Annotated in this window: 12 protein-coding genes and 1 pseudogene; 8 read left to right on the top strand and 5 right to left on the bottom strand. The window is 36.9% G+C overall.

What is annotated here, in order from left to right; genetic code table 11:
- Positions 1-126 precede the first annotated feature (126 nt).
- The 8 genes and pseudogenes from ACTQ9S_RS11295 (at position 127) to ACTQ9S_RS11260 (ending at position 9,246) form a co-directional block, all read left to right on the top strand.
- A complete protein-coding gene (locus tag ACTQ9S_RS11295) occupies positions 127-1,554 on the top strand; it encodes a tyrosine-type recombinase/integrase (protein WP_440454985.1) in 1,428 nt (475 codons plus the stop codon).
- Positions 1,554-3,512, top strand: a complete 1,959-nt coding sequence (locus ACTQ9S_RS11290; protein WP_440454984.1) for a hypothetical protein — start codon at positions 1,554-1,556, stop codon at positions 3,510-3,512. The genes ACTQ9S_RS11295 and ACTQ9S_RS11290 overlap by 1 nt, the downstream gene beginning before the upstream one ends.
- Before the next feature lie 2 nt (positions 3,513-3,514).
- Positions 3,515-5,575, top strand: coding sequence for a hypothetical protein (locus ACTQ9S_RS11285; RefSeq protein ID WP_440454983.1), 2,061 nt, complete (start codon positions 3,515-3,517; stop codon positions 5,573-5,575).
- Positions 5,565-5,987, top strand: coding sequence for a hypothetical protein (locus tag ACTQ9S_RS11280; RefSeq protein ID WP_440454982.1), 423 nt, complete (start codon positions 5,565-5,567; stop codon positions 5,985-5,987). The genes ACTQ9S_RS11285 and ACTQ9S_RS11280 overlap by 11 nt, the downstream gene beginning before the upstream one ends.
- A gap of 51 nt (positions 5,988-6,038) precedes the next feature.
- Positions 6,039-6,533, top strand: a complete 495-nt coding sequence (locus ACTQ9S_RS11275) for an elongation factor P hydroxylase (RefSeq protein ID WP_440454981.1) — start codon at positions 6,039-6,041, stop codon at positions 6,531-6,533.
- Positions 6,534-6,553: 20 nt separating this feature from the next.
- On the top strand, positions 6,554-7,903 hold the full coding sequence (locus ACTQ9S_RS11270) for a hypothetical protein (RefSeq protein ID WP_440454980.1): 1,350 nt from the start codon (positions 6,554-6,556) through the stop codon (positions 7,901-7,903).
- 178 nt (positions 7,904-8,081) lie between these two features.
- A pseudogene (locus ACTQ9S_RS11265) lies at positions 8,082-8,429 on the top strand (elongation factor P hydroxylase); the annotation flags it as partial.
- A 196-nt stretch (positions 8,430-8,625) separates the two neighbouring features.
- Positions 8,626-9,246 (top strand): L-threonylcarbamoyladenylate synthase, encoded by a 621-nt coding sequence (locus tag ACTQ9S_RS11260; protein ID WP_068034625.1) that lies wholly within the window; start codon positions 8,626-8,628, stop codon positions 9,244-9,246.
- Between the two features lie 80 nt (positions 9,247-9,326).
- Here ACTQ9S_RS11260 and rplQ read toward each other — a convergent pair whose 3' ends face one another.
- The 5 genes from rplQ to rpsM form a co-directional block, all read right to left on the bottom strand.
- Positions 9,327-9,686, bottom strand: coding sequence for a 50S ribosomal protein L17 (rplQ, locus tag ACTQ9S_RS11255; RefSeq protein WP_440454979.1), 360 nt, complete (start codon positions 9,684-9,686; stop codon positions 9,327-9,329).
- A 19-nt stretch (positions 9,687-9,705) separates the two neighbouring features.
- Positions 9,706-10,713 carry a DNA-directed RNA polymerase subunit alpha gene (locus ACTQ9S_RS11250; protein WP_058368281.1) on the bottom strand — a complete coding sequence of 336 codons (1,008 nt, stop codon included), beginning with the start codon at positions 10,711-10,713 and terminating at the stop codon, positions 9,706-9,708.
- A gap of 81 nt (positions 10,714-10,794) precedes the next feature.
- Positions 10,795-11,436, bottom strand: coding sequence for a 30S ribosomal protein S4 (gene rpsD / locus ACTQ9S_RS11245; RefSeq protein ID WP_010196731.1), 642 nt, complete (start codon positions 11,434-11,436; stop codon positions 10,795-10,797).
- Positions 11,437-11,484: 48 nt separating this feature from the next.
- Positions 11,485-11,874 carry a 30S ribosomal protein S11 gene (gene rpsK / locus ACTQ9S_RS11240; protein ID WP_058368279.1) on the bottom strand — a complete coding sequence of 130 codons (390 nt, stop codon included), beginning with the start codon at positions 11,872-11,874 and terminating at the stop codon, positions 11,485-11,487.
- Between the two features lie 20 nt (positions 11,875-11,894).
- Positions 11,895-12,251 carry a 30S ribosomal protein S13 gene (gene rpsM, locus ACTQ9S_RS11235; protein ID WP_010196723.1) on the bottom strand — a complete coding sequence of 119 codons (357 nt, stop codon included), beginning with the start codon at positions 12,249-12,251 and terminating at the stop codon, positions 11,895-11,897.
- Positions 12,252-12,391: the final 140 nt, after the last annotated feature.

The following is a 12,391-nucleotide window of genomic DNA, read 5'->3' as shown; positions in this document are numbered from 1 at the left end:
TCCATTCTGTATCTAAATGCATTGAAAAATCACTTTATAGAGAACAACAGCTCCATAAAATAGCCTCAAAATTTAAAAATAAAGCATGAATTTTCATATTTGTTATTGTTGACTGGAAAATTTCGTATGAAGTTGAAAAACACTCTTAATGATTCCTTTAATTCTAAAGCCAAGGTTATATATTTAACTAGTTTCCGTAAAGGAAGATTAATATGGCAAATAGGCGAGAAAAACCAAAGTGATGAGTTCTACTTCTCAGTTTTACACAATGCTGATAGCTTTCCAAGAATGCCTGTTATTCTTCAATCGAGTGGCATACCTTGGGCTATTGGTAATGCATATTTATTAGGACAATTAAGCAATCCTAATGTTTCTAATATGAAAACACTTTCTGCACGAGCTATTCATTTGAAGTATTACCTCCAATATTTAGAAGACACAGAGCAGCACTTTCTAGATCTACCTAAGATATATCATGAACGAGCTCCTCAAAGGTTTAAAGTTTTCATGATAAAAATTCTTAATAACCACGACTATAGCTCAGAATATATTAATAACATTCTTTCTACAGTAGCTCATTTTTATACAAACATACGTTATGAGTCACTAGTACCAGAAAATAGTTTACAGAATGAGCCATTCACTCAAATAAAAAAAACAATAATGACTACTAATCAAATTGGTTTAGCTAAAAGTATAGATGTAATTACAAATGACCTCAGGATTAAAAGTAGCAGGAGCCAGACACCAGAGCTAGGTAAAATTAGAGATGGAGGGAGTGTAAGGCCACTTACTCTAGAAGAGCAAAGAGTAGTTTTTGAATGTTTCAAAAAAAACTACGCTTCAATTGAACTTGAGCTAATGATGAGGGTTGCAATTGAAACAGGAGCGAGGCAACAAAGTGTATGCACGTTAAGCATTTCATGTATAAGAAAAGCCTATGATGCGCTAGAAGCTGATTCCTCAATAACTGTCACTATTGTAAATGTTGGAAATAGATTTAAAGCGGACTCGAAAGGAGGTAGATTAAACAGATTAATGTTTGGACGTGAATTAATCAATGATTTAATTGATTATATAGACTGTGAACGAGCTGAAAATAGAAGAAAAAAGCAAAATAGCTTTTATAACGATACAGATGATAATTATGTGTTTTTAACTAGAAATGGAAACCCATATTTAACAGCTCAGCGGGAAATTATAGACCGTCAAAGACCTAAACCTATGTGGAATGATAAAGCACCCACAATAATTCTGAAAAACGGGCAATCACTGAGAAACGAACTAAAAAGGTTTCTCTTAAAAATTAAAAAAAACAACTCCGCTTTCTGTGACTTTTCTTTTCATGACCTTAGAGCTACTGCTGGTATGAATGTTGTCCGCTCAATGAGAGCAGCATCTTATCCAGATTCAAAAATTTTTGATCATGTAAGACAGTTTTTGAATCATAGAAACATCAAAACTACGGAAACGTACCTCGACTTTGACTCCGAACTAACAGAGTTTAATGATATTCAAGAAGCATTCGGCTCAATGTTTTATGGAGATAAATAATGGATAGTTCGCCAAATACTAGAAAACTGTTAGAAATTAATATAAGTAATATACCAGAATCATATAACCCACAAGCCTCAATTATTAAAGGAACAAAGGCTGATGGCTCATACTTTAAAGTGGATATCGGAAGAATATGTTATATCCGTAGAGAAAAGGACAGTGGAAATTCTTTTCATAAAGCTAAAGAATATCAAGCTGGGTTTGTTGATGTTTCCTCTTTGTCTTTAGAGCGAGTTAAGTGGCTGCGGAAATACTTATCTCATATATTTTCTAGTGGCTGCAGAGCAGAAACATTGAGAGCAAAGCTTCACTATATAAGATACTTCTTTAATTTCTGTGATTTTAATGGCTCAAAGCCAACTACACTCGAAGAATTGATATTTGATTATCAGTGCTATCAAAACCATCTTTTTCAGCGAGGCCGTATCAGTGGCGAGTCTTCGTTGAGCAGTTCATCTATTTATATCAGATTAAATACCGCAAGGAATTTTTTAAAGGTAGCTTATGATCTATCAAATACAGACATGCTCACTCTTGTCCCTAAATATCGTTACACCGTCTCTAATACAAGAGAAATGCGAACCGTAAATCTTGAAGATGGACAGGCATACTTGCAAGCTTGCATTTTATATTTCAATCAATTTGCTGATGCTATATTGCAAAAAAAATACCCTGTAAATGTAACTCCCCCTAACTCTTACTCTGATGATCTATATTGGCACGCTCCTGCAGGAACTACCTTAAAGAGCCTACCAGGCTGCTTCAATGAGCATGGTGATCCTTTACCTTTTGAAGACATTAAAAACACTATTAAAAAAAACTTTAAAGGCAGACAAGATAAAAGTGGATTCTATAATAAGACTCTTATTCATAATAGAAATGAATGGATAAATAAAGAACTTAATTTCCAGAAAATTTATGCTTATAACTTATGTACGTTTTGTTTTTTTCAGCTTTATCTCGGATTTACCGCCGCAAACGTTCAACCTACGCTCGATCTGAGATTATCAGATTTAGATCTTAGTAAAATTGGTAGTAGCGCCTTTGCTGAAAAGCATAAATACCGTGCTGGTAGAAAAGTTAAATTTACCGCCCCCAGCCACTTAAAACGAGAAATCTTAAAATATTTAAAACTACGTGAATGGGCTGAAAACCTCAAAATTGATAGAGACGTTGAAGATTTTCTATTTGTTAGTATAAGTGAAAGTCGATCGTTAAAGAGAATGCATCGAGATACCGGAGATTCTCTTATTAAAAGCTCTCCTCTCTTTAGAGGAATTACTAGGATATCTTCAAGAAATATTAGAAACTTATCGGGTGAGTACTTCATTAGACAATCAAAAGGAAAATTAAGTCTTGTAGCTAAGAAACTCAATAATTCAATCGCTACAGTGGCAAAATCTTATACTTCGATTGATCTTGAAACGCAAGCTGTGGAAATGAATCAATTTCATGAAGAAATATGCTCTAGGGTTCGACAGTTTAATCGAAACACCAATGAGCCAGTTCCAGTAAAGGTTTCGATAGACTGTAAGACAGAGAGAGTAGCCGCTGGTTCTTGCGCGAATTTATCGGAAAGAATACCTTTACGAGCTAAAGGATTCAATACTGAAGCTCCTGAGCCTAACTGTGGAACTTTTGAAAGCTGCCTTTTTTGTGAATATTTTGCAATCCATACAGATTTCGAAGATATACACAAGTTGCTAAGTCTTAAGGATGCCTTACTTCATACTTCTATAATCCGTAATGATCCTGAACATCATCAAGCTGTGGTCGAACCTGCTTTATTTAGAATTGATGAGATTTTCGAATTATTACGTCAGAAAGATATAAGTATTACAGAATTAATTGATAAGGTTGAGCAGCAGATTGAAATGGGTATATACAATGAGCATTGGGAGAAGCAAATACAAACTTTAATAACAGTAGCCAGCAATATGAAATGTGAGCTTTAATAATGCCAAAATTAATGATGCGTAACTCTACAGTCAAAGAGATTCTACCTCCGAAAGTGACTTTAACTGCCACACCGTTAAACGATTTAGTTGTAACAATTGGAAAAGATGGCAGTCCTTTATCAATATTTTCCGACGATATTTGGGACTATAGTGCTACTAGTCATACCTTAAAAACAATAAACTTCAGAAAAAAATTAGAAAATCTTATTTTAGAAAAAAGACGAGATGATAATGATAAACTCAATCTAGATATAGCTATTAATTTTATTAAAACCTTTACTTTACATTGGATTAGCGCGACAGGTGGTTGCTCTATGTCAAAACTAAATAGTGATATAGTTGCGATAAGCTATTTAATCTCTTACTGCTTTGATAACAGCATCTCTCTCAATAAAATATTTTCCTCCCCCCAATCAATAGATTTCTTAATAAAACTCGTTTCTACAGACAAACAAACAGGGCTGTTACTCGGAAAAATTCAACGATTTACGGAAACTGCATCTGTATTGAGTAATAATTCCTTTTGGACTGAATTAAAAATTTCTAACGAGTTCTTAGATAAGCTAAAGCAATCCAGGAAAGCTTTTCCTGAAACTACTGATTCTGTTCAAACGCTATTAATACCTTCAAGGATTTATCAAAGTGTTTTAAAAAAAACACTTGAGGATTTAGAGTTGTTTGTCAAAAACATAGATAAAATAAAGTTCATATTTTCTATGCGTGCTCTTGCTAGAGATAAAGGTGTTGCATTAGACAAGTCACCACACCACAGTCAGTTAACAGAAAAGCAAGCCGGAAGGCTTCAGTTTCAATGGAAGAAAATATTAGAAGAAAATAGTAGTGTATCTGAAATCTTGAAAGAACTCTGTGAAGTAGGGATTTCTAAAAGCGAGAGTTGGTCTGGGCTAGTAGAAAACTTAGGGCGTTGGCAAACTCGTTGCGCTATCCTAATTGCAGCCTTTACGGGTATGCGTAAAAATGAACTGTTATCTATACCGCTTAATGGTTTAAAGAGTTTAAATACTAATAACGGAAATGTACCTGTTGTTTGGTCTACGACAACAAAGCTTGAGAAAAACGGAGCGCCTAGATTTACGAAGTGGGTTACAAGCTCTGCAGTTCAGATTGCTTTTGATGTAGCGAGAGTTATTACAGAAGGAACCCTAGAATGGTCTGATGATAGAAAAATCATAGAAATCAACGAACAAAAAACACCACTTTTTTTATCTGTAGAGTACGGCAAAAAAGGAAATCCTCATCCTCATTTTGAGTTTACAACAGCCTCCCTGAATTCTGGAAGAATTGATAAAGATATCTACAAAGAAGAACTTCAAGTCTCGGAACAAGACATAGCAGAAATCAGTTGGTTTTTATATGGTGACCAGCTGCCTGACAGTATCAAACTCAATGAAGCTTGGCCTTTAAAATTTCACCAATTTAGGCGTTCTATGGCAGTGTATGCTGCTGCAAGTGGCCGTGTATCATACCCTGTCTTGAAAGAGCAGCTTAAACACATTAGCATGTTGATGACTACGTATTACTCTGATTCAAGCTCAAGAGCTATTGATATTTTAGGAGATGGCCTTGAAGTTAAGGCTCTACGTTCAGAGTGGATAGATGCTAAATCTCGTATGGAAGCTGACGACCTTTATCAAATTTTAGGTAGTAGTCAACCACTAGCCGGAAGTGCTGGAAAAAAATTAATGGTTCAAAAATCTAAGGGAGAGTTACCTCTCTTTTTAGAAAGTCGTAAAGCCACCAAACAGGCAGTTAAAAATGGGAAAATTCGTTATCGTACAACTCTAGTAGGAGGATGCATGTCTGTCAAACCTTGTAACAAAGGTGCAGGAGTATTAGCGTCTGCTTGTATCAGCTGCGAGAATGCTGTCTTTCTACCTGGGTCAAAAGCAGCCTTAGAGCAAACTAAAGAATTTTATGAAAGAGAATTAACTATAGGCGCCCCAAGACGTGCTCGTAAGGAATATGAACTAAATATCAGGAAAATTGATAGTTTTTTAAACAACTTAATTGAAACTACCGAGAATTTTTATGGAAATTAGTAAAACTGAGCAATTGTACTGGGATGCACTACAACGTCTGAGTAATGGTAAAACCAAATATGTCGATACCAATTCGGTTAGATTTAAATTTACTAAAGATGCGGTGGGCCGAGAAGCTGGGAAAGGAAAAGGATATGTGCGTTATGAACGTTATCCCTTACTTTGTGACGCTATCGCTAAAGCTGAAGATTCTCGCAAGAAGAATGGCTCACTAACGCCTAGTCATGCTGCAAAAGTTGAGTATGAGAGGGATCTGAAAATGAAGGCAAGAAGAATGTATAATCAGTTGAAATTAGAATATGACCTATTAATGACTGACTACTTAAATGTAGTAAGGAGAAATTTTGAACTTGAGACAGGATTAAACGATAGCCAAGATATAAAACTAGTTTCTATTAAAAATACGCGGTAGACTTCAACCGTTAAAAGAAAGTATATACTTTTGAGTTCTAGGACCTCTTTAATGAATGATTATAATGATGATGACGCTTTATGCTTTATGCTAATAAACTTAGTTTCGAAAGTTTTTCCTGACCTGACTATAAAGGGTGGAGCTGAAGAACCTTTCTATAAAGCCCCTAAAGAAAATACAAATGCGATAATATATTTTAGAAATAATTACCCAAGAAGTCTGCTGCATGAACTCTCACACTATTGTTTAGCAGGTAAAAAACGAAGACAGGTCGATGATTTCGGTTATTGGTATACAGAATGTGGCAGAACAATAGCAGAGCAAAAAAGTTTCGAGCTTGTAGAAGCAAGGCCGCAAGGACTAGAAAAGGCCATGTGTAAAGTTATAGGACTTAAATTCGCACCAAGCTTAGATGATTTTTCCGGCAAGCCTCCCACAAAAGATTTTTTATATCATCTAGATGCTGCTTATCATGAAATGCTTACAAACCCTCCACCTATAGCTAGGAAATTATTGATAGCTTTAAGAAGTTTTGCTAAAGGCTAAATGAACTCAAAGAGGTTGATATGCAGCATCGCGTTTATTACCAGCCATATATTGAAGAATCACACAAAGATTTATGTAAAATTTACTGGCAACGCAATACTGATAAGAAGGCTAGTTTTACTTATAGCGTTCCTGAAATTGCTGAAAAATTTAATATCAGTAAAAAGGAGATACCACAGCTTATTAGAAGTGGTAGTTATCTTTTGCTTGATGATTACTTTTGTTTAGGATGTAACATACAACGTATTGTTCGAACTCGTTCAGAGTTAAGAAAACAAACCAAAGAATGGCGTTGCGAAAAATGTGCGTTTAGCTGGTCAAATAACTACCATGCCGATAGGCAAGTAAGAGAGGTTCTTGAAAAACAAAATCGAACAAGACTAAGTGAGATGTCTAATATAGTAATCAATCAATTAAATCACTTAAACGCTAGAAAAACCCCTAAACCTGGAAAACTCAATATAGTTGATAAGTATTTACTAATGATAGTGCTTGATGTTTTAGCTAATAATAACACTAAAAACATAGTAACATTGATTAATAACAGTTGCATTTTAATAGATAAAAAGCGCCTATCACCTTCTCTCACTCTTGATATTCAGATATTAAAGAGACTGCACACCAAGAATTTATTGACTATCAATTATCAAGAAAGCTATCGTCCATTCTATATAAATGAAAAAGGCGATTTAGAGATAGATTATAAATACGCTGATTTTAATTTTTCTTATAACAATGAACAGCTAGGAGTACTGACTACCTTCTTAAAAACTGAGGATGCGAAATGCGAACTCATAAATCATCCTGAGTTTTCTAAATGGGCAGAAAATATAATAGTACATGAGTTAATTGAATATCTACTAATTGAATCAGCTTATGAGTCATTATATCCCACTATTGGAGCTAATATCCTTACGGTTCTAAAAGAGCTTGCGATTAATTACTCTTTGAATAACTGCTATTATGCCGTTTGGTCAGCTGTACAATACTCAGCTAAATTTTTTAGAAAAGGCGCAAATAAAAAGCATGCAGCTAATACAATTGTAAAGAACATTGAAACAAATTTAGAAAAACTGAAAGCAACTCCTTATACTGGTAAGCCGTTTCAACGTCATAACGAACTATCTCAATCTCTCTTATCAAAACGTATGCTTGATGACACTTTTGGCATCGAAGATTGTAGCTTTAAGCTTCCATTAAAATTTTTATTAAAAAATTGTGTAGCTAATATTAACTATAATTCTATAGATAGTGATATAGCATTATCAGCTTCTAGTGCTAACACTGCAGTGAATAACTTAAACATCGGCAATATTAATATTCTCAATCATCAAAAACATTCCATCTACGGCAAACTTGGTAGCAAATAGAACGCTATTATGGTGTGTCCTCAATTCGAACGATACATATTTAAATGGGCTAAAAATGTACATCAGGTAGTTTTTCATGAGTAGATGTACATATTATAATACAATTCCAGAAAATCTCATTTTTAATGTATTCGCATACATATCAAATACTTAAAGATGTACATTAGATACTATGAGGTTACTAGAACAAAGCCATTGGTGCATCGCTGGTAGCGAACGTAGACTCTTAAACGACTTTGGATACTGGTATGCACCAGATGGACGAACAGCAGCGCAGCAGCAGGCTTTTGAAGGCGCAGAGGTTAAGCCACAGGCATTAGAGTGTTTATTCACACTTGCTTGCGGACGTCCGTTTCAAGTCTCGCAAGATAATTTATTCGCCAGCTTTGATACCAGCGCTAGTACATTCTCTCACGATGTTTATCAACAAGTCGTTCAGTATATTGCTGTACCACAAAGTCTACCGCGTGATGCTAAGACGTTATTGCGTACGTTATTAATAATCAATACCACTAAAATTATATAGGTACTTTAAAATTATATAGCTACTTTGCATATCTGTATGATGTTTAATCAACTATGTTTAACGTTTTCCTACGATTATTAACGGCATCTCTCTATATCTCTCAACTTCTTTGCCGCTATACTGAATCTGTAGTGTGATACTTCAAATATTATAAAATCAGTAAAACTACCTATAACCATATAAATAAGGAAATTTTATGCAAACTTTTTACATTCATCCAGACAATCCACAACCTCGCCTTATAGAACAAGCTGCTGACTTGCTACGCGCTGATAAACTACTTATCTATCCTACTGATACCAGTTATGCTTTTGGTTGTCGTCTCGGTGCAAAAGATGCACTTGAAAAGCTTAAGCAAATTCGTGAACTTGATGATAAGCATCAATTTACCCTGTTATGCCGTGATTTAAGTGAAATTGCTAATTATGCCACAGTAGACAATGTGCAGTTTAAACAGCTAAAAGCACATACCCCTGCACCTATCACTTTTATTTTAAATGCTACTAAAGATGTGCCTAAAAAACTGGCGCACGCTAAGAAAAAAACTATTGGTATTCGCGTGCCAAGCAATCCTATTGCTCAAGCACTTTTGGAAGCGATGGACGAGCCTATTCTGACTAGCTCGTTAATATTACCAAACCGAGATGACATATTAGATGATCCTTTTGAGATCGAAGACTTACTGGGCAATCAAATTGATGGCCTAATCAATGCCGGTATTAAAACCACCAAACTGACTACCATTGTAGATATGACTAGTGGTCAGCCTGAAATTATCAGACAAGGTGCTGCCGATGTCGATTCATTGTTGTTGTAATTAACTGAGAATTCGACACGCAAAAAAAGGCTCCAAGTGAATTGGAGCCTTTTTTTATGAATTATATCGTCAATATAAAATTAGTCACGATCAACTAGTTCTACATATGCCATTGGCGCATTATCACCGTCACGATGACCGCATTTTACGATACGCAAATAACCACCTGGACGCGTTTGGTAACGAGGACCTAACGTGCCAAATAATTTGCCTACCATAGTTTTGCTACGCATACGGCTAAATGCTAAACGACGATTAGCAACGCTGTCTTCTTTAGCCATTGTAATCAACGGCTCGGCAACGCGACGTAGTTCTTTAGCTTTTGGTAATGTTGTTTTGATCAGTTCATGCTCAAATAATGAGTTAGTCATGTTCTGAAACATTGCCTTACGATGACTGCCGGTACGACCCAGCTTGACTCCACTCTTACGATGGCGCATAGTCAAATATCCTTAAAGTTTAACGGCTACGATAAGAAAAGCGATCATCAACACGTAAATCAGCTGGTGGCCAGTTATCTAAGCGCATACCAAGCTCTAAATCTTTAGACGCTAGTACGTCCTTGATTTCTGTTAATGATTTCTTACCAAGATTTGGGGTTTTTAATAGTTCAGTCTCTGAACGTTGTACCAAATCACCGATATAGTAAATGTTTTCAGCTTTCAAGCAGTTGGCTGAGCGAACCGTTAGTTCAAGATCATCCACAGGGCGTAAAAGCACCGGATCGACCTCTTCTTTTTCTTTCACAGGCTCAGGCGCTTCTTCAGCTTCTAGGTCAACAAAGATAGAAATCTGTTGTTGCAAAATAGTTGCTGCTTTACGAATTGCTTCTTCTGGATCTATAGTGCCATTAGTTTCAAGCTCAACGATAAGACGATCAAGATCAGTACGCTGTTCTACACGTGCGTTCTCAACTTGATAAGCAACACGAAGTACTGGGCTAAAACTTGCATCAAGCTTTAAGCGTCCAATTGCTTTCGTGTCACCATCTTCACGGCGCTGATTTGCTGGCTCATATCCACGACCCATTACTACACGCAAACGCATCTTAAGATGACCACGCTCGCTTAATGTACCTAAAACCAACTCTGGATTGATAATGTCGACATTATGCGGTAGTGCGATGTCTGCAGCAGTAATAGTGCCTGGACCTTGTTTATCCAAGGTCAAAAATACTTCATTTTGGTCATGAAGTGTGATGGCCAAGCCTTTTAAGTTCAAAAGCAAGTCAAGCACATCTTCCTGTAGTCCTTCAAGCGTCGAGTATTCATGGTCAACACCATCAATCTCAGCTTCAATGACTGCAGCACCAGGTAACGAAGATAACAAGATACGACGTAAGGCATTCCCTAAGGTATGCCCAAAGCCGCGTTCTAACGGTTCGAGCGTGACTTTCGCAATCGTTTCGTTAACCGTATCCACATTAATGGCGTTCGGCGTTAGAAACTCAGTTGCATTTAGCATCATGATGTCACCTCGATTTATTTAACTGGTTTAATTAACGTTAATTGCTCAATGTTATTCTTATAACATTGAGCAGTACGTCAGTTATTTAGAGTATAGCTCAACGATCAAGCTTTCGTTGATTTCAGCAGGTAGATCAATACGATCAGGCGCTTGTTTAAACGTGCCTTGTAGTTTGCTGTGATCAACATCAAGCCATTCTGGAATACCACGTTGTGTTGCTAATTCGATAGCATTTTTAATACGTAGCTGTTCGCGAGACTTCTCTTGGATAGCGATGACATCACCATCTTGCAACTGGATTGAAGGAATGTTCACACGAACAAACTCATCACGGCCAGCTTTTTTTACCATAACAGTACGATGGCTAACTAGTTGACGTGCTTCAGCGCGAGTTGAGCCAAAGCCCATGCGATATACCACGTTGTCTAGACGGCTCTCTAGCATAGCTAACAAGTTCTCACCAGTAGCACCACGCTTGCGAGCAGCTTCTTTATAGTAATTAGCAAACTGACGCTCAAGAACACCATAAATACGCTTAACTTTCTGCTTTTCACGCAGCTGTAATGCATACTCTGAAGTCTTGTTACGGCTTACGCCATGTTGACCAGGCGGACGCCCAGCTTTTTTCGTTTTTACGTCATATGGTTTAACACCAGACTTAAGGCCTAAGTCTGTACCTTCACGACGTGATAATTTAAGTTTTGGTCCAATATAGCGGGCCATCTTTATGTCTCCTATAAGCTTTTGGGATAAAAAGCTTCGTCTTTAATATTAGACGCGGCGCTTTTTCGGCGCACGGCAACCATTGTGTGGGATTGGGGTTACATCAGAGATGCTGTTAACTTTATAACCCAATGCACCTAGTGCTCTTACCGCAGACTCACGACCCGGTCCTGGTCCTTTGACCAAAACATCGATATTCTTAACACCATATTCTTGGGCCGCTTTACCAGCGACTTCAGCTGCAACCTGAGCTGCAAATGGTGTAGATTTACGTGAACCACGGAAGCCTTGTCCACCTGAAGTGGCCCAAGCCAATGCATTACCTTGACGATCGGTAATCGTAACAATGGTGTTATTAAAAGACGCATGGATATGGGCTACGCCCTCCGATACTGAACGACGAGTCACCTTTTTGCGACTGCGAGTGTCTTTTGCCATCTTTTAGCTTCCTAAGTTAATTATCTTTTGAGAGGACGTGTCGGACCCTTACGAGTACGAGCGTTGTTCTTGGTGTTCTGACCTCTAACTGGTAGGTTACGACGATGGCGAATGCCACGGTAACAACCAAGATCAACTAAACGCTTAATATTCATTGAAACTTCACGACGAAGGTCACCTTCAGTCATGTAATTTGCAATTTGTGCACGGATAGCATCTAACTGTGTATCATCTAACTGACTGACTTTAGTAGTAGGGGCAATGCCAACTGCTTCTAAGATTTTCTGAGCAGTGGTACGACCTACACCAAAGATGTAAGTTAGTGAAATAACAGCATGCTTATTATCCGGAATGTTTACGCCGGCAATACGAGCCATTGATTTCTCTCCATTAAAGAAAAATAAGCGTTATTTATAAATAAGGCTTTATTTTTCAGATTTGTTGCTGTCAATACTAAAGCTTTTATAATTATTATCGCTGCTTTAACTTGGTTACAAGCCTATTCATTGACGGTATT

The sequence above is a fragment of the Psychrobacter sp. ASPA161_9 genome (genome assembly GCF_051970275.1).
GTDB lineage: Bacteria > Pseudomonadota > Gammaproteobacteria > Pseudomonadales > Moraxellaceae > Psychrobacter.
The sequence above is the reverse complement of the archived record's forward strand: the minus strand, read 5'-3'. Positions and strand labels throughout refer to the sequence as shown.